The organism is Streptomyces cyaneus, assembly GCF_004028635.1.
GTDB lineage: Bacteria > Actinomycetota > Actinomycetes > Streptomycetales > Streptomycetaceae > Streptomyces > Streptomyces cyaneus.
This window is the reverse complement of sequence record NZ_RQJW01000004.1, coordinates 193,960-212,532: the sequence shown is the minus strand read 5'-3', so window position 1 is coordinate 212,532 and position 18,573 is coordinate 193,960. Positions and strand designations below refer to the sequence as shown.

The following is an 18,573-nucleotide window of genomic DNA, read 5'->3' as shown; positions in this document are numbered from 1 at the left end:
GAACGGAAAGACCGCCGACTCCGCTTCTCCGCGCGCTTCACCCCATCAGGTGATTCACCCGCCGAAACGGCATATGACCTACCAGCCGCAAGCCGCCAACGGCGAGTACGTCCATGAGGGGCCACCCGCACCCGACGACGAAGCCGCACGGACGGTGCGGGTGGGAACCCAATTCAGTGGCCGAAGGCGAAGCCGAGGCCGAAACTACGGCCCAAGCCCAGCACAGCGGCTACGCGTCGATACGAGACCGATCCAACGTCGCCGCCGAGCTGGAGATGAACTCCTTGCGCGGCGCCACGTCATTGCCCATCAGCAGATCGAAGACCCGCTCGGCGGCCTCCAGGTCGGTCAGGCTGATCCGGCGCAGGGTCCGGTGCCGCGGATCCATCGTCGTCTCGGCCAGCTGGTCGGCGTCCATCTCACCGAGACCCTTGTACCGCTGGATGGAGTCCTTGTACCGGATGCCCTTGCTCTGGAACTCCATGAGCTTGTCGCGCAGCTCGCGGTCCGAGTACGTGTACACGTACTTGTCCTGACCCTTCTTGGGCTGGATGAGCTCGATACGGTGCAGCGGCGGCACCGCCGCGAACACCCGCCCCGCCTCGATCATCGGCCGCATGTAGCGCTGGAACAGCGTCAGCAGCAGGGTCCGGATGTGGGAGCCGTCCACGTCGGCGTCGGTCATCATGATGATCTTGCCGTAGCGCGCCGCGTCGATGTCGAAGGTCCGGCCGGACCCCGCTCCTATGACCTGGATGATCGCGCCGCACTCGGCGTTCTTGAGCATGTCGGTCACGGACGACTTCTGGACGTTGAGGATCTTGCCGCGGATCGGCAGCAGCGCCTGGAACTCGGAGTTCCGGGCGAGCTTGGCGGTGCCGAGCGCGGAGTCTCCCTCGACGATGAACAGCTCGCTGCGGTCGACGTCGTCGCTGCGGCAGTCGGCGAGCTTGGCGGGCAGCGACGAGGACTCCAGTGCCGTCTTCCGGCGCTGCGCGTCCTTGTGCTGGCGGGCCGCGATACGCGTACGGGCGGCGGCGACCGCCTTCTCCATGACGACTCGGGCCTGAGCCGCGGCGTCCCGCTTCGTGGACGTCAGGAACGCCTTGAGCTCCTTGGAGATCACGGTGCTCACGATGCGCCGGGCCGCCGAGGTGCCCAGGACCTCCTTGGTCTGGCCCTCGAACTGCGGCTCGGCCAGGCGGACGGTGACGACCGCGGTGAGGCCCTCCAGGGCGTCGTCCTTGACGATGTCGTCCTCGGCGACGCGCAGCAGCTTCTTGGCCCGCAGCACCTCGTTCATGGTGCTGGTGACCGCGGTCTCGAAGCCCGCGACGTGGGTGCCGCCCTTGGGGGTGGCGATGATGTTCACGAACGACTTCAGGGTCGTGTCGTACCCCGTGCCCCACCGCATCGCGACGTCGACGTCGAGCTCACGGGTGACCTGGGTGGGGGTCATCTGACCGTGCTCGTCCAGTACCGGGACGGTCTCCTTGAAGGTGCCCTGCCCCGAGAAGCGGAGGACGTCGTTGACCGGCTTGTCGGTCGCCAGGTACTCGCAGAACTCGCTGATGCCGCCGTCGAAGCGGAAGGACTCCTCGCCCTTGCTGCCACCCTCGCCGAGGCCGAACTCGTCGCGGACGACGATGGTCAGGCCGGGCACCAGGAACGCGGTCTGGCGGGCGCGCTGATGCAGGTTCTCCAGGGAGAGCTTGGCGTCCTTGAGGAAGATCTGGCGGTCGGCCCAGTACCGCACGCGCGTGCCGTTGCGGGCCTTGGGGATCTTCTTGGTCTTGCGCAGGCCGCCCTTGGCCTCGAACTTGGCATTCGGGCCGTCGGCGGCGAAGGCTCCGGGGACACCGCGCCGGAAGCTGATGGCGTGGGTGTGGCCGCTCCGGTCCACCTCGACGTCCAGCCGCGCGGACAGGGCGTTCACCACGGAGGCGCCCACGCCGTGCAGGCCGCCGGATGCGGCGTACGAACCGCCGCCGAACTTTCCGCCGGCGTGCAGCTTGGTCATGACGACCTCGACGCCGGACAGGCCGGTCTTGGGCTCGACGTCGACCGGGATGCCCCGGCCGTTGTCCCGGACCTCCACGGACGCGTCGTCGTGGAGGATCACCTCGATGTGGTCGCAGTACCCGCCGAGAGCTTCGTCGACGGAGTTGTCGATGATCTCCCACAGGCAGTGCATCAGACCGCGGCTGTCGGTCGACCCGATGTACATGCCCGGGCGCTTGCGTACGGCCTCGAGCCCCTCGAGGACGAGCAGGTGCCGCGCGGTGTAGTTGGACCCGTCCCGGTCTGCTCCTGCCAGCAGCGCTGTGGACGGCACGGACGTCTCGGCGGTCACGCGGTTCGCTCCTCGCTGAATTTCATATGGGGCCCCAGTGGGTAAGGGCGCGGCTTCGGTCGCCGTCAAGAGGGTACCGAGGCCTGGTAGAGCCGTTGTAACGCCACCCTCGTGTGGAACACAGACTAGTCCAGCGTCGCATGCGTGTTCGATCCCTCGAAGGGGTGAAGTACATATCACGTTCCCTTCCAGGCATGAACCATTTAGGCTCCGGGCACGTCCTCATGAACAAACCGGCAAGCCAGCCGGGAGGACCGACCTTGACCGACAGCGCGAAACCGTAAGCAAGACACCGACGCAATACGGCACATTCGCCGCCAAGCCGGCAGCAGCCGGCCGCCCCCGAAAAAATTTCACTCTGGGTGAAGCCACGAGCGGGAACGTTTTGGGGCTGGTTGGATGTTGACCCTGGTACGACAGCTCGTCGAGCTAGAGAAGAGGCGACGTGACTACTGTTCTGACCCCCGCGAGCCCGCTGACGGCCGCTGACCGCTGCGACCGCTGCGGCGCACAGGCGTACGTGCGCGTTGTCCTGCTCAGCGGCGGAGAACTGCTCTTCTGCGCCCACCACGGCCGCAAGTTCGAGCCGGAACTCAAGAAGATCGCCGCTGAGATACAGGACGAGACGGAGCGGCTGACGTCCGTTCCCGCATCGGCGTCCGAAGAAGAGCGCTGAACCTCGCATTAACGACGAGCCAGCTCCGGCACAGGCCGGTTGACGGGCGGCCGCCCCTGACAGCAGGGGCGGCCGCCCGCGCTCATATCCTGCGGTCCTCCTGATGTCCTGCGGGCCCTCAGGCTGATGCGCTGCGGACCCTCAGGGCCCCCGTCACGCGGCCGATCGGTGGTCGCGTGCCTCGGCTGCGCGCCACCTCAGGGACCGCACTATGTCGGACACACGCGTGTAGACGCCAGGAGTACCCGCACGACCGCAGCCGCTCCCCCAGGACACGAGCCCGATCAGCTTCCCCTGAGCGACCAGCGGCCCTCCGCTGTCTCCCTGGCAGGCGTCCCGGCCTCCCAGCTGTTCCCCGGCGCAGACCATGCTGTCGGCCTGGTACCTGCCGCTGCCCCCGCCCGGATACGCCGCCCTGCACAGGACATCGGGCAGTACATGCACACGTGCTGCCCGCAGGCTGCGCGCATAGTCGCCCGCGCCCGTGAGGTCGCCCCACCCGTAGACCAGGGCCGAAGTGCCCGGGACATAGGCGGGATCGCCGATGCGCGCCATCCTGATGACCGCGCTCACGGGAAGCGGCTGGGCGAGGGTGACCACGGCGAAGTCCCCCGCGTTGGTCACACTGTCGTAGGCCGGGTTCACCCAGGTGTCGCGGACGCGGATCTCCTGACCCCGGTTCGACAGCAGATCCGTACGGCCGGCGATGACGCTGAGGTCGCGCACCCCGTCCGGCGACGAGCCGAGGACCTCCTCGCTCATGCAGTGAGCCGCCGTGAGCACGGTGGTCCGGCTGACCGCCGCACCGACGCAGAACTGGCCCGCCCGCGTACCCCCGAACCGGTCACGGCTGGACAGCGCCACGGTCCACGGACTCTGGGACACATCGACCGGAAACCCGCCGACGACAATACTGTCGGCAGCCACAGGGGTAGCAGACACCAACGGTATGGCGGCTGCCACAGCCGCCATGGCAAGCGGCCGGGTCAGCGCCCGGGTAAAGGGACGACGCATGACGCTCCTCACTCTCGGGTGGTCATGGGAAACCCAGAGTGATCCAGACCGCCGCACCCCGCACCCGCGCGACAGCGCGAAGGCCCGGTCCCCACTCGGGAGACCGGGCCTTTCGTGTCGTACGAGGGCGACTAGTCGAGGTAGTCGCGCAGCACCTGGGACCGCGACGGGTGGCGCAGCTTCGACATCGTCTTGGACTCGATCTGACGGATGCGCTCGCGCGTGACGCCGTACACCTTGCCGATCTCGTCGAGGGTCTTCGGCTGTCCGTCGGTGAGACCGAAGCGCATGGAGACGACACCCGCCTCGCGCTCGGACAGGGTGTCGAGGACGGAGTGCAGCTGCTCCTGCAGGAGCGTGAAGCTGACCGCGTCGGCCGGGACGACGGCCTCGGAGTCCTCGATGAGGTCACCGAACTCGCTGTCGCCGTCCTCGCCCAGCGGGGTGTGCAGCGAGATGGGCTCGCGGCCGTACTTCTGGACCTCGATGACCTTCTCGGGGGTCATGTCGAGTTCCTTGGCCAGCTCCTCCGGGGTGGGCTCGCGGCCCAGGTCCTGGAGCATCTGGCGCTGCACGCGCGCGAGCTTGTTGATGACCTCGACCATGTGCACCGGGATACGGATGGTGCGGGCCTGGTCGGCCATGGCGCGGGTGATCGCCTGACGGATCCACCAGGTGGCGTACGTGGAGAACTTGTAGCCCTTGGTGTAGTCGAACTTCTCGACCGCGCGGATCAGACCGAGGTTGCCCTCCTGGATGAGGTCCAGGAAGAGCATGCCGCGGCCGGTGTAGCGCTTGGCCAGGGAGACCACCAGACGGAGGTTGGCCTCCAGGAGGTGGTTCTTGGCGCGGCGGCCGTCCTCGGCGATGATCTCCAGCTCACGCTTGAGCTTGGGGGCGAGCTTGTCGGCGTTGGACAGCTTGTCCTCGGCGAAGAGGCCCGCCTCGATGCGCTTGGCGAGTTCGACCTCCTGCTCGGCGTTGAGGAGGGGGACCTTGCCGATCTGCTTCAGGTAGTCCTTGACCGGGTCGGCGGTGGCACCGGCGGCCGCGACCTGCTGGGCAGGCGCGTCGTCCTCGTCCTCGTCGGAGAGCACGAAGCCGGCGCTCTCGGTGCCCTCGGGCTCCTCGCCGGGCTTGGCGTCCTCGAGGACCTCGTCCTCGATCAGCTCGACGTCGTCCTTCTTGGCGGTGGTCTTCTTGGCCGCCGTCTTCTTGGCGACCGTCTTCTTCGCGGTCGCCTTCTTGGCGGTCGCCTTCTTGGCAGCGGCCTTCTTCGCGGGGGCCTCGTCCTCGACGGCGGAGTCGGCGGCGGGCGCCGCCGGTGTGGCGGTGGCGGTGGCCTTCTTGGCGGTCACCGTCTTCGCCGCGACCGTCTTGGTGGCGGTGCGCTTGGCCGGACTCTTCGCTGCGACGCTCTTTCGGGTGCGCTTGGGCTCCGCGGCACTGACCATCAGCGTCACACCCTCTTCCTCGAGGATCTGGTTGAGGCTGCGCAGTACGTTCTTCCACTGAGTGGCCGGGATCTGGTCAGCTTCGAAGGCCCGACGCACATCGTCGCCGGCGATCTGCCCCTCAGCCTTTCCCCGCTCAATGAGAGCCATGACAGAGACGGACTCGGCGATCTCCGGCGGGAGCGTACGGGATGTGCTGGCCGACACGAACAACCTCTCGGAACGTTGGAAAACGGCTTCCGGCCCCGTCCACGGCGGACAGGAGCCGACCACCGACCTGGGGATTGGGCCGACGGTGCGGGCGGGGGCCGGGAAGATGCACAGCGCCTTGAGCGGCGTCCGTATTCCCTCCTCGGCTGTCACCTCTTAGGTCATCGCGCTGCTCCCCCGAGCGTTACGCCCAATCTGCGTGGCCCGAGTCACATCCCATAATCGATCAAAAGTGGACAGATGGTGACATAAGGGGTCACCCGCAGCTTGGATGACGCACCCTACGGCGATTCGGCCGCCCCATTGCACCGTCGGACCCGCAGGATCCGTGCTGGATCCTGCGGGTCCGACGGGAGGGGGTGCGCAGACCGAGAGATGCCACAGGAGGGGGAGGCACCCTCAGCCGCGCGACCCGGGTGCGCGGTCAGTGCTCGCGGGGTGCGGGCACCACGCGCTCCACCTCCGGGTGGACGGTGAGCAGGTGACGCATGGCCGTTTCGGCGGCTGCGCCGTCGCCGGTGGCCAGGGCGTCGACGATCCTGCTGTGCTGGGCCAGCGAGGTCTCGTTCGGCCGGTCACAGCCCGTGACGGGGCCGCCGGAGACCTGGAGCGCGGCCGAGACGATCCCTGACAGGTGCTCCAGCATGCGGTTGCCCGCGACCTGGATGAGCAACGCGTGGAACTCGGTGTCGGCGCGGGAGAAGGTGAGGACGTCGCCCTGTCCCATCGCGTGGCTCATGATCTCGACCATGTCGGCGAGCCGCTGCTGGACGTCGTCCCGCCCGTGCCCGGCGGCGAGGCGGGCGGCGAGCGGCTCGATCGTCCAGCGCAGCTCGCTCAGCTCCCGGCGCTGGTCGTCGCGCTGCGGCCCGAAGGCCCGCCACTCGATGATGTCCGGGTCGAGGAGGTTCCAGTCACTGACGGGGCGCACGCGCGTGCCGACGTTCGGGCGGGCACTGACCAGGCCCTTGGCCTCCAGGACGCGGAGCGACTCGCGGACGACGGTGCGGGAGACCTCGAAGCGCTGGCCGATCTCCTCGGGCACCAGCGGACGGTCGGCGCCCAGGTCGCCGGAGACGATCATCTGGCCGAGCTGTTGGACGAGTTGGCCGTGCAGCCCGCGTCCGCGGCTGCCCGCGGCGCGCCGGCCGACACGGCCCAGCTCCGGGTCCGCGGCCTCCCAGGCGGAGGCTCCGACGCGGTCGGCGACGGGGGCCTCGGCGTAGGGGTAGCGGTCGAGATCGCCCGGGCCGGCGAGACCGGAGTCGGCGGCGCGGGCGGCGGTCATCATGGTGTGCGCAAGGGTACTCACGGATCCTTTGTCGGCGCCGTCCCCAACTCCCTTGAGGTCTTTGGTGAAAAGCACACGAAAGGGTGATCGCTCACCCCGTCGCAATTGACGCCTTATCGGAAAGAAATGGGCTCTCCCCGGGGAGTTGTGCACAGGACGGGACCGGGAAGCTCATGGGCGGTCGTCATCGGACCCTGCTCCGCAGGGTCGTGAGCAGGTAGGCGCAGAGCAGCGCGGTCAGCGACAACGTCAGTGCGCCGCCGACGGGTTGGGCGATCACACGCGCGACGGCGGCCACATAGCGCTCTCCCCCGAACGGCCACTGCGACAGGAGCACCTCACGCAGCCGAAGGGGAAAACCGGCCGCCGTCCGCACAGACGGTCCCTCCAGCGCCTTTTGTACGAGGGGTACGACGACGATGGGTACGGCGACCACCGCCGCGAGCCCGGCCGTGGTCGACCGGAAGAGGCCCGCGGCCAGCACGCCGGCCCAGGCACACCCGACCACGAGCCCGGTCCAACTCGCGCTCAGCGCAAGCCAGTCGGCGGGAACTTCCGCGAGCTCCCGTCCGTAGACGAGATAGAGCACTTCGGCATTGCAGCCGACGGTGAGGAAGGCCAGCACCAGCGCGGTGGCGGAGGCGACGAGGAGTTTCGCGAGCAGCAGCCCCAGCCGACGGGGGACGGTGCCGCGATCCGCGGCCAGGGCGGGGTGGCGGAACTCGTCGCCGAACGCGATCGCGCCGAGCAGTCCGGCACCCAGCGCCGCGGGCGGCAGCGGCAGCTCTCGCGGCCACGCGGCCAGCAGGCGCGGCTGCGGAGTGTGTCCGACACGGGCCAGCAGTACGGCGGCGACGGCGGACACCACCAGCACGGCGGCGCCGGTGAGGAACCCGGTGCCGACGCCGGCGGCGCGCCGGAGTTCGTAGCGGAGGGGGCGGAGGGGGCTGGGGGCGGGGCGGACGGAGATGGGGGGCGGGAGATCGGGGAGGGCATCGACAGCGCAGGTCGCCGCGCGCGTACCGGCGGCTTGGGCGGGAGGCCGCTCGTCCGCGAGTGCGTCGGCGGGTCGCGGCTCGTCCATGGGCGCTTGTGGAGCCTCTGCGGAGGCCTCCTGCCCAGCGTCCGTGACCGGGTCTCCGTCCGCCGTCGGCGGTGCCTCGGGCTCCGCTGAGCGATCGTCGGCCGGAGCCGGCCCGCCGTCCGGCTCTGAGGGCGTCACGCCTGCGTGCTCACGACCACCACGGGCTGCGGGCAACTCGCCGCCCGGTGTCTGCCGCACCTGGTCGGATCGCAGCTCTGTTGTGATGTTTTCCTGGGCTCCGGGCCCCATGTCCCCGATCTCGTCGGCGAGTTGGTGCACGAGGATGCCATGGCGGAACGCGGTCTCGCCGACGTCGGCACAGGTACTGCCGTACACCGAGAGGCGGTTGCCGTTCTCGCGTACGACCTCGATCGAGCGCTGCGCGGTGCGTGCCTCTTTGGCGAGCAGGGCGGCGAGGCGGGAGGCGTGCGGAGTGCGCACGGCGACCCGGGGGCGCAGCCGGGTGCGGGAGAACTCGGCGGCCTCCAGGTCGGCGACGAGTCTGCCCTGCTCCAGGGTGACGACCCGGTCGGCGGTGCGCGCGGCCGCCTTGGGGTCAGCCGTGGTCAGCAGGACCGTGCCGCCCTGAGCCGCGTGCGCGCGCAGCATGCCGTACAGCCATTGGCACTCGCGGGTCGAGAGTCCGTCCGCGGGGTCGTCGAGCACGAGTGTGTGCGGGTCGGCCAGCAGCACACAGGCCAGACCGAGGCGGCGGTCCATGCCCCGCGAGAGGGTGTCCAGGCGTTCGTCGCGCAGGCTGACGAGGCCGACTACCTCCAGGACCTCGTCGGCGCGCCGGGCCGGAACGCCCGCGGCGGCGCACAGCATGCGCAGATGACCGCGGACGGTGCGGGCCGGGTGCCCGGGAACCTCTCCGAGGAGCACACCGACCTCGCGCGACGGATGGGCGATGCGATGCAGGGGACGCCCTCTGAAGTAGGTGATCCCACGGCCCTGTTGGAGTTCGAGCATGAGTCTGAGCGCCGTTGTCTTGCCTGCTCCCGGCGCCCCGAGCAGCGCTGTGACACGTCCTGCGCGCGCCTCGAAGGAAACGTCGTCGACGGCGGGAGGAAGCTCCTTGCGAGGGTTGCTGGTCAGTCCGATGGCCTGGATCACTCGAAGCAAGATAGCGCGCTATGTCCGTTTTTTCGGGCAGCGCACGGCCTACTCCCGGCGCAGATCGGCCCGCTCGGCCCCCTGTTCGCCCTGTGTCCCTGAGCTCGGTCGGTGCCGTCCGGTACCGTCCGGTCCCGCCCGGCATCCCGGCTCGGCATCCCGGTCGGGACTCTCGCGTCAGACCTCCGGGCGCAGCATCGGGGGGTTGAGCAGCGTGGCTCCGCCGGCCCGGAAGAGCTGGGCGGGGCGGCCGCCCTGGCGTGTGGTGGTGCCTCCGGTGGGGACGAGGAAGCCCGGCGTGCCCGTCACCTTGCGGTGGAAGTTGCGCGGGTCGAGCGCGACACCCCACACGGCCTCGTAGACACGGCGCAGCTCACCGACGGTGAACTCGGTGGGGCAGAAGGCCGTGGCCAGCGACGAGTACTCGATCTTGGAGCGGGCGCGCTCCACCCCGTCGGCCAGGATCTGCGCGTGGTCGAAGGCGAGCGGCGCGACCGGTTCGCCGTCACGGCCGTAACCGCCCTGCTGCAGCAACTCCTCGACCGGCGCCCAGCGCGCGTTACTGGCATCGCCTCCCGCGCGGGGTGCGGGCAGATCAGGGGCCAGCGCGAGGTGGGCAACGCTGACCACGCGCATCCGGGGGTCGCGCTTGGGGTCGCCGTATGTCGCCAGCTGCTCCAGGTGTGCGCCGTTGTCCTGCACCGGAACGGCAGGGTCATGGGCGCGCAGCCCGGTCTCCTCGGCCAGCTCCCGCGCTGCGGCCTGCGACAGATCCTCGTCGGCCCGTACGAACCCACCGGGCAGCGCCCAGCGCCCTTGGAACGGCGGTTCGCCCCTGCGCACCGCCAGCGCGCACAGAGCATGGCGGCGCACGGTCAGCACGACCAGGTCCACGGTGACGGCAAAGGGCGGAAAGGCTGACGGGTCGTAGGGCATGCGGCGATCATAGTCGTCTGCTTGACGATAAACACTCCCTTCGTCAGCCCCGTCGATGGCTGATCCAATTCGGCCCGATCTGAGCCTCACCACACCGCTCCCATGTCGTGCCGTGTGGCGTCGTACGAGGTCACGCTCGCAATTGCAGGCCGTCGGCCGCCTCCTCGACCATGGCGAGACCCAGTCGGCTGACGCGTACGGAGAAGGGGGCGCCGGCGACTCGAAGGCCCGTCAGGACGATCTCGCCCAGCGGCGCACTACGCAGGGGCCGCAGCGTGACCGTCCCCGCGAGGGCGTCCGGGCGGATGCCCGCGAGCGTGGTCAACAGCAGCACCCCTGCTGCCGCTGCCGTGGCCGCGGGGCGGCAGGCCGCCGGATGCGGGAGGGGAGCGCTTGAGTCGGTGCGCCGCTCCCCCGCGTACATCTCGGGCAGCCGGTGGCCGAACGCCTCTGCCGCCCCCAGTAGGCCCCGCAGCAGCCCGCTCGCCTCCTTCTCGTAGTCGGCCGCGGCCAGGCCCGCGACGGCGAGCGCCGTCTCGTGGACCCTCACGGCTCCACTGCGGTGACCGAAAGGGTTGTGTCCCGCCTCCTTCGCACTCAGCCCGCGAAGGCCCCACCCCGAGTCCATGGCCGGCCCGCCGAGCAGCCGGGCTAGTTGTTCGGTCTGCACCTTGTCGAGCAGACCGGGAGCCTGCTCTCCTCCACCCAGCAGGCCGGTGTCGAGGAGATGTACGGCGGCGGCGCCCAGATGCGGCACGTGGCGTCCGTCCGGCGCTCGGGCAGCCGCGGGTCGACCGCCGCCCACGTCGTCGATCCAGAAGTCCGCACGGAACGTCGTCCGCAGCGCCCGGGCCCACTGCCGCAGTTCGTCGCCACCCGGTCTGCCGCAGGCGTCGAGGAGATCGGCGCCGAGCAGTGCCGCACGATGGGCATGGGCCTGGGTCTCGCAGCGGACGGGTCCGCCGGGGTGCGGGTCCCTCAGATACGTACCGTCGCCCGCAGTGGTCCGCAGCCAGGTCAGACACCGCTCCGCCGCCGGGAGGAGTTCCTCGGCCTCGGGTTCGGGCATCCCCCAGCGCCGGGCCTCCGCGAGCAGCGCGGGGAAGAGCAGCGTGGCCTCGGTGCCTGTGCAACCCGGTGGCAGATGCGGGCCCGCGTCCCGTATCGGACCGGGGATCATGCCGGACTGCGGTCCCCGGCCCCGGAGTTGGGTGCGAGCGAGGGTGCGCAGCGTGCCCACGGCGAGCCGGGTGCCCAGGGGCAGGGTCAGCCGGGCCGCGGCAAGGGCCTCGGCCGGGGCCAGGCCGCAGCGCCAGGGCACCCCAGCTGCCAGATGTGTGTCCGCGGGAAGCGTGGGATCCCGCAGCAGGAGGGCCTGGAGGTCCTCGATGCTCGTCCGCAGCAGGACCGCCACCCTGGGATCGTCACCGTCCGCCCGCGCGGGAGCCAACGGGCTCGTCGCCGCTCGGCCCACTGCCCGCACGGGGCCCGCCCCGTCCAGACGCACCCTCAGCTCGATGCTCACGCTGCCGCCCGGGGGCAGCGTGAGCTCCCAGCGCAGCAGCCCCGCGGAGGCCAGCGCGTCGGCGGGCGACGGGTCGGCCGTCACGGTCGAGTTCCCATGGGCGGACGACCAGCGCAGGCCCGAATCGTGGACCGTGGCGGGCACTTCCGGTCCCGCGCTGCCGCACGCGATCGCGCCGAGGTCGGCCAAATCCGTACCCAGCGCGACCTCGACCGGCACACGCAACGGGCGGACGGCCGCACTGTGCAGCGTGATCCGCTCGGTTCCGTCCGCGTGACGGCTTCGCACGACGACGACGTCCGGGTCCGGGCCTGCCTGCGGGGAAGTACGCAGTGTGCCCACGAAGCGGGCACAGTCGGCGCCCGTCATGCGGGCTTGGATCGGAAGCGGTTCACGCCCGGCCACACGGACCTGGCAGCGTGAGAGCACGCGCCGGCCCGCGCGGTAGAACCCCTCGAGTCCCCGGCCCGTCAACTGCCCCTGGTCCGTGGAGATGGCGAGGCCCGGGAGGGCCACGCAGATCATGGCGTCGTGAGTGGGGGGCAGTTCGGCCGACCGGCGAGCGGTCGGTGGCTGAGCCGACGACGGAGTGTCTTGAGGCGGGTTGGAGCGTCGTGCACCGTCGGAGGGTAGCGGCGACGTCGGAACCGGGCTGGCGGGTAACGGGAGCGCAGGGCTCTGCCTTGTCGGTCTCGTCGGCTGCACGGGGAGCCCGGCTCGTCCTTCCCACAGGTAGGGACGACTGTCCTGGCTTGCCGACGGCCGCCATACCGGAGCAGGGCTTTGGTCCGCGTGTCGGGTAGAGGGTCGGCCCTGGTCCACCGAGACCGAGGGAGACCAGCCGTCGTTGGCCTGCCGGGACCAGCCATCGCCGACCTGCGGGGAGCGGTCAGTGGCATCGCTCGGAAACAGGGACGCGTCCCGCCCCGCGCCGGCACCGCGGGGAGACAGCTCCGTATCCAGCCTGGGGGACGGCACCGGCCCGCCGGCTGTCCAGCGATCGTCTGCGGCCGGGGAGGCGGGGGGCGGCTGTGGCATGGGGCGGCTTCCTCTGCGCTCGTTGCGCCTCGGGCGTGTGCGGCGCCGGCTGGGGGACCCGGAGTGACAGGGGCGGTGCGGCGGCACGGCCAGTCCAGGCGTTCCGCCACTCAGGTGAACGGGGAGGAACTCCTCGGGGTCACGCCCGTGATGGGGTAACCGCGCTGAATGGTCGCCTGGTTCACCTCGTTCACCAGGCAGGCTGAGGTCCTCTGCGGTGCCGAAGCGCCCACGAGGTCGGTGCCGACCTCGAGATAAGCCTTCGACCGACCTCTGCTGTTTGCGGCGACTCGGATCACGGAGCGGATCGTGGAAATCTGGTTCAAGGAGCGGATCACAGATACCCGCATCACGGACACCACTCCCTGGTCGCCCGCGCCTCGCGCCGCGACCACCCTCACCCCCGCAGCATCGATCAGTGCCCTGCGCGCGACGGCCGCCGCCTCGACACCATCGGTCAGTGCTCTGCCCGTAACAGCTCACGCGTCCCCCTCGGCGCCGGCGTTCCCGGAACGCACACCGTCCGGACGGGGCCCGCTCCGACGCGCAGTTCCCTTCTTTGAGGTGCGCGGAGCCGTGCTCTTCGAGGTAGGCGGAGCCGCGCTCTTCGGCGTGCGCGCAGCTGCGTGCTTCGAGGTACGCGCAGCCGTGTCGCCCGGCCGCGAGGCACCGGGATGCGTCCCCGCCGAGGTACGCGGGCGCGAGACGCTCGTAGCCCGCTCTCGCCCAGCGACCCGTGTGGAGCGCGGGAAACCGCCGACCGAGCCCGCAACACGCCGAGACCGGCAGCGACCACCCGCGCCAGACGTCGGCTTGGGCTCAACTGCCGCGCCTCGCACAGGCTCTTCGGCATCCTCCGGCCCGTCGAGCCGCCCGGCACCCGTCCGCTCGCGGCCCACGCGTTCGGCGCGCAGGCAACGGCGGATCGACTCCGGGTCCAGACCCTCGTTGCAGGCCTGGTGCAGCAGGCGGGCGAAGAGGTAGTCGGTGTCGGCGCCGAGTGCCATGGCAAGGGCTTCTCGGGCCTCCAGATCGTCGCCGGCGGACCAGGCCACCCACCCGGCGAGGGTGAGGGGCGGGGCTGCGTACTCGCGGTACGGACCGACACAGCGGCGGGCCAGCGCTCGCCAGAGCCGGAGGGCGGGACCGGCCTCGTCGCCCTCCATCCACTCGGCCGCGCGGTCGCGGGTCGAGCGGTCCTGCAGGCCCAGAATGAGCCTCGCGGCTTCGTCGTGTCCGAGCAGTTCGTCGTCGCGGAGATCCGCGGTGAGCGTTCCGGACACGGGCGGGGCCGCGGCGAATCGACTCAGGAGCCGCTCGGCGAGCTCCAGCGTCTCCTCCGCCACACCCGCGCGTGCCGCGTCGTCGAGGATCCTGGGGACGAGCGCCACGCCGACGGTGTCCAGGGCGATCTCCTGCTCCAGGGCTGCGGCGGTCTCCCAGGGCAACAGCCTCGCCTGCAATTCGCGCAGTGTGCCGCGCACCTGCAATCCGGCGTACGTGGCCGCGGCAGCCAACACGGATGTCCCGGGTAGGCCCATCGGCCGGCCCTCGGGCGGACAGCACTCCTCCCTGTCGCAGCAATACGACCAGAAGCGACCCTCAGAGATGCACAGGGCCTCGATCACCGGGACGTCGAGGCTGCCGCAGGCGACGCGCATCTTCTGGGCCAGTGGCCGCAGCCGTTCCATGACCTGTCGGCCCGTTTCGCCCTTTGCCGGTTCCTGGCAGAGGAAGGCGACCATCTGCTCGGCTCGGGCTCCCCTGCGCTCGCTGCCCCTCACCAGTCCGTGGGCCAGCTGCCTGACCGCGGAGTCCCAATCGTCCGCGCTCGCAGGAATGCCGAGCCGTGCCCGGCCGCCGAACCGGCCGCGGCCACCCCTGTCGTGCAGGGCGACGAGCACGATGCTGTCCTCGGGGCGGTACCCGAGCAGATACGGCAACGCGTCGGCCAGTTCGGCCGGGGTGCGCAGGGTGACCTGGTGCTCGGCCAGCTGCCCTTCGTATGCGGTGCAGTCGGATTGGTCCGCTTGTTGCGCGCGTCCTGGGTGCTTGTCATGCCCAGCCTGCGGCTCATGCCCACGCCGCACGTCGTGTACCTCAGGCACATCGCGCATGTCAGGAGCGTCGTGCACGTCACGTACGTCAGGCACGTCAGGCACGTCAGGCACGTCAGGCACGTCAGGCACGTCGTTCGGATCGGTTGCCCGCGGGGCGAGGTGCCGTTCGCTGCCCGCCGTGCCGTCGTTTTCGGGGGATCCCGTCACTTCGCTGTGATTCGTCATGCGCAGACGATCTCGCGGATCGCGAGGCTCCGCTTCGCCCTGTGGATAACTCCGACCAGGGACACGACAACACAGTCTGCGTCGAGGGCCGGTCCCTCTCCTGCCCCGGCCCGGCAGGGGGCAACTGCAATCCCGCGATGGCTGGGCCCGGCGCCCCGCACACCAACACCACGACCTCGCAACGTCGCGTCCGCCCCACACCGCCCGGCCCGAAAATCGGTGTCCGGTCCCGCCCGGCCCCCCTTTGTCAGTGCCGTCCTGTTGTATGGGACGCATGGAGCACACGAGCAACGCGGATCTCCGGGTGGCCGCCGACACGGTCCTCGCACGCCTCGTCGGGGACGACACCGGCGCGGCCCGGCTGCGTGAGGACCAGTGGCGGGCGATCGAGGCACTGGTCGCCGACAGACGCCGAGCCCTGGTCGTGCAGCGCACGGGATGGGGCAAGTCCGCGGTCTACTTCGTGGCCACGTCGCTGCTGCGGGCCCGTGGCAGCGGACCGACCGTGATCGTCTCCCCGTTGCTCGCGCTGATGCGCAACCAGGTCGAGGCCGCTGCCCGCGCTGGGATCCACGCGCGGACCATCAACTCCTCCAACACCGAGGAATGGGACACCATTCAGGACGAGATCGCCGCGGGCGACGTCGATGTGCTGCTGGTCTCCCCGGAACGCCTCAACAACCCGGACTTCCGCGATCAGGTTCTGCCCAAGCTGGCCGCGGCGACCGGACTTCTCGTCGTGGACGAGGCGCACTGCATCTCGGACTGGGGCCACGACTTCCGACCCGACTACCGGCGGCTGCGCACCATGCTCGCCGATCTTCCGCCCGGAGTGCCCGTGCTCGCGACGACCGCCACCGCCAACGCGCGCGTGACTGCCGATGTCGCCGAGCAACTCGGTACCGGGGGCACTTCGGACGCCCTCGTGCTGCGCGGTCCACTGGACCGGGACAGCCTGAGTCTGAGTGTGCTGCGACTGCCGGACGCCGCGCACCGGATGGCATGGCTCGCCGACCACCTCGATGACCTGCCGGGCTCGGGGATCATCTACACGCTCACGGTGGCTGCCGCCGAGGAGGTCACGGCTTTCCTGCGGCATCGCGGTCACACGGTCGCCTCCTACACCGGCAAGACGGAGAACGCCGACCGTCAGCAGGCCGAGGAGGACCTGCTCGGCAACAAGGTCAAGGCCCTGGTCGCCACCTCCGCGCTCGGCATGGGCTTCGACAAGCCCGATCTCGGCTTCGTGGTGCACCTCGGCTCGCCCTCCTCCCCCATCGCCTACTACCAGCAGGTCGGCCGCGCCGGACGCGGCGTCGAGCACGCCGAGGTGCTCCTCCTTCCAGGCCAGGAGGACGAGGCGATCTGGCAGTACTTCGCTTCGCTCGCCTTCCCCTCGGAGGACCTGGTGCGCCGCGCTCTCGACGTCCTCGCGCGGGCGGACAGGCCACTGTCGCTGCCCGCCCTGGAACCCTTGGTGGAGCTTCGCCGCTCTCGCCTGGAGACGATGCTCAAGGTCCTCGACGTGGACGGGGCGGTCCGGCGGGTGAAGGGCGGTTGGATCGCCACCGGACAGCCATGGACGTACGAGGCCGAGCGGTACGACTGGGTTGCCCAGCAACGCAAGGCCGAGCAGCAGGCGATGCGCGAGTACGCCTCGACGACGGGCTGCCGGATGGAGTTCCTGCAGCGTCAGCTCGACGACGAGGGGGCCAAGGCCTGCGGTCGCTGCGACAACTGCGCGGGGGCGCGCTTCACTGCCGATATGTCCACGGTCGCCTTGGACGCCGCGCGCGTCGACCTCGGTCGGGCCGGAGTAGAGGTCGAGCCGCGCCGCATGTGGCCGACCGGTCTGCCGGCGATCGGCGTCGACCTCAAGGGACGTATCCCAGCCGGTGAACAGGCTGCGCCGGGGCGGGCTTTGGGACGACTGTCGGACATCGGCTGGGGCAACCGGCTGCGACCGATGCTCGCGCCCCACGCCCCGGACGGGCCCGTGCCCGACGACGTGGCCAAGGCGGTCGTGGGTGTACTGGTCGACTGGGCCAAGGGACCGAGCGGTTGGGCTTCCGGGGCTCAGGACGCCCCACCGCGCCCGGTCGGTGTCGTCACGGTCGCCTCACGCACGCGTCCGCAACTGATCAACTCACTGGGCGCGCGCATCTCAGAGGTGGGCAGGCTCCCGCTACTTGGGTCCCTGCAGTACACCGGGGAGGCGCCCCAGGCCTCGCGGAGCAATAGCGCCCAGCGCCTCAAAGCACTCGACGGCGCACTGACCATTCCGCCCACCCTGGCTTCGGCTCTCGCCGAGGTCCAGGGCCCAGTGCTGCTGGTGGACGACTTCACCGAGACCGGCTGGACATTGGCGGTCGCGGCCCGGATGCTCCGACGCGCCGGTGCGCAGGGGGTGATGCCGCTGGTCCTGGCCGTGCAGGGCTGATGGGTCCTGGCAGTGCAGTGCCGATCGCATGCCTGTCGCGCACGTGCCGCACGAGACGCCCGTCCAGGACATCCGTGCTGCACGAATCCCGGCCCGACACCGGTACGCACCGGTCCGCGGTCCGGTCCCCTGTGGGTCAATGCCGTGCGACCTGGTTGTGCACGGTCGGCCCAGGCGTCGCACAGTGACGCAGTGGGTAGGGATATAACCCGCGCACCACCAGATATCGGTCGGTGGCCCCAATTGCTCGTTGCCGCATCCAGGTTCGGCAGGAAGAATTGAAGTCCGCTCCCCGCACGGCTCGTCCGTGATCCGGTAGGGCTCTGCTGCGGTGTGCGTTCCCCCGAATCCGACCTCGCCCGCAGTGTGGGCGCGTAGCCGAAGGGAGGACCGTGACCTTCGGATTCGCTCCGTCCTCCGCGGCATCCATGTCGACGTCAGCCGACCTGCCCGCCGCATCCGCCAACCCCCTGGCCCGCATGCTCGAACCCGCGGAGTGGGCTGCCGCGGGAATCCCGCTGCTGCGCAATCCCCGCGAGGTCGTCAGCGGTCTGCACTCACGGCACCGCCCAAAGCCGGCGACCGCGATCGTAGCCGTGCTCGACGCGGAGGAGCGGCTGCGGGCGAGCGCCTCCTTCACCCGCCGCCCGGCTCCGGCCGACGGCTGGATGTTCCGCAATGCGCTGCTCTCCCAGTTGCGCCGCGTCATCCCGCACGACCTGAGGCGCCGAACCCCGGTACGCACCGCGGTACTGCTCTACTGCCGCGAGGGCGACGCCCGTTGGACGGAGGAGGACGGCGCGTGGATGTGGGGCTTGCGTGACGCCTGCACCCTGCACGGCCTGCGCTGCGGGGCGTACATCACGCTGACCCGCGACGGCTGGCAGGTCCTCGGTGAGGGTCGCGGCGGCCGCCGACCCAACGCCGACTCCTCACCGGAGCCCTTCGCCACGTCCGAGTCACCACTCCCGCTGCCCCGCACCGGCGGCGCGGCCTCGGAGGTCCTGCGGCGCGCGGCGGCTCGCTGAGGGCACCGACAGAGGTTCTCGGCAGACCCCGCGGTCGCGCCGTACTGCGTACGCGATATGACGGCCCAAGTACGACGCCCAGGTCCACGACGCCCAAGTCCACCCCGAGCACCGCCGAGCCGC

Annotated in this window: 12 protein-coding genes; 4 read left to right on the top strand and 8 right to left on the bottom strand. The window is 70.5% G+C overall.

What is annotated here, in order from left to right:
• Nucleotides 1–229: 229 nt before the first annotated feature.
• Nucleotides 230–2,353, bottom strand: coding sequence for a DNA gyrase/topoisomerase IV subunit B (locus EHO50_RS16310; RefSeq protein ID WP_128430874.1), 2,124 nt, complete (start codon nucleotides 2,351–2,353; stop codon nucleotides 230–232).
• 445 nt (nucleotides 2,354–2,798) lie between these two features.
• Here EHO50_RS16310 and EHO50_RS16305 point away from each other — a divergent pair, with 445 nt between their 5' ends.
• Entirely contained in the window at nucleotides 2,799–3,029 is a 231-nt protein-coding gene (locus EHO50_RS16305) for a DUF7455 domain-containing protein (protein WP_030945102.1), read from the top strand.
• Nucleotides 3,030–3,182: 153 nt separating this feature from the next.
• On the opposite strand, the gene EHO50_RS16300 is transcribed toward EHO50_RS16305, so the two are convergent.
• The gene (locus tag EHO50_RS16300; RefSeq protein WP_128430873.1) at nucleotides 3,183–4,043 is read right to left on the bottom strand and encodes a S1 family peptidase; all 861 of its coding nucleotides are present in this window, start codon (nucleotides 4,041–4,043) and stop codon (nucleotides 3,183–3,185) included.
• A gap of 131 nt (nucleotides 4,044–4,174) precedes the next feature.
• A complete protein-coding gene (locus EHO50_RS16295) occupies nucleotides 4,175–5,704 on the bottom strand; it encodes an RNA polymerase sigma factor (protein WP_128430872.1) in 1,530 nt (509 codons plus the stop codon).
• Between EHO50_RS16295 and EHO50_RS44030 the strand changes: the two genes are divergently transcribed.
• A complete protein-coding gene (locus tag EHO50_RS44030) occupies nucleotides 5,646–5,867 on the top strand; it encodes a hypothetical protein (RefSeq protein ID WP_164904851.1) in 222 nt (73 codons plus the stop codon). The two genes, EHO50_RS16295 and EHO50_RS44030, sit on opposite strands and share 59 nt — an antisense overlap.
• Nucleotides 5,868–6,131: 264 nt before the next feature.
• Here EHO50_RS44030 and EHO50_RS16290 read toward each other — a convergent pair whose 3' ends face one another.
• From EHO50_RS16290 to EHO50_RS16270, 5 genes are all read right to left on the bottom strand, one after another.
• The gene (locus EHO50_RS16290; protein ID WP_128430871.1) at nucleotides 6,132–7,019 is read right to left on the bottom strand and encodes a FadR/GntR family transcriptional regulator; all 888 of its coding nucleotides are present in this window, start codon (nucleotides 7,017–7,019) and stop codon (nucleotides 6,132–6,134) included.
• 163 nt (nucleotides 7,020–7,182) lie between these two features.
• Entirely contained in the window at nucleotides 7,183–9,198 is a 2,016-nt protein-coding gene (locus EHO50_RS16285; RefSeq protein WP_128430870.1) for an ABC transporter ATP-binding protein, read from the bottom strand.
• Between the two features lie 177 nt (nucleotides 9,199–9,375).
• Nucleotides 9,376–10,134, bottom strand: coding sequence for an NUDIX hydrolase (locus EHO50_RS16280; RefSeq protein WP_128430869.1), 759 nt, complete (start codon nucleotides 10,132–10,134; stop codon nucleotides 9,376–9,378).
• A gap of 130 nt (nucleotides 10,135–10,264) precedes the next feature.
• Nucleotides 10,265–12,184, bottom strand: coding sequence for a glycogen debranching N-terminal domain-containing protein (locus EHO50_RS16275; protein ID WP_128430868.1), 1,920 nt, complete (start codon nucleotides 12,182–12,184; stop codon nucleotides 10,265–10,267).
• Between the two features lie 992 nt (nucleotides 12,185–13,176).
• Complete coding sequence (locus EHO50_RS16270; protein ID WP_128430867.1) at nucleotides 13,177–14,814, bottom strand: DUF4192 domain-containing protein; 1,638 nt, start codon at nucleotides 14,812–14,814, stop codon at nucleotides 13,177–13,179.
• 442 nt (nucleotides 14,815–15,256) lie between these two features.
• Here EHO50_RS16270 and EHO50_RS16260 point away from each other — a divergent pair, with 442 nt between their 5' ends.
• Both EHO50_RS16260 and EHO50_RS16255 read left to right on the top strand, forming a co-directional pair.
• A complete protein-coding gene (locus tag EHO50_RS16260) occupies nucleotides 15,257–17,422 on the top strand; it encodes a RecQ family ATP-dependent DNA helicase (protein ID WP_128430865.1) in 2,166 nt (721 codons plus the stop codon).
• A 392-nt stretch (nucleotides 17,423–17,814) separates the two neighbouring features.
• Nucleotides 17,815–18,450 carry a hypothetical protein gene (locus EHO50_RS16255; protein ID WP_128430864.1) on the top strand — a complete coding sequence of 212 codons (636 nt, stop codon included), beginning with the start codon at nucleotides 17,815–17,817 and terminating at the stop codon, nucleotides 18,448–18,450.
• The last annotated feature ends 123 nt before the right edge of the window (nucleotides 18,451–18,573 follow it).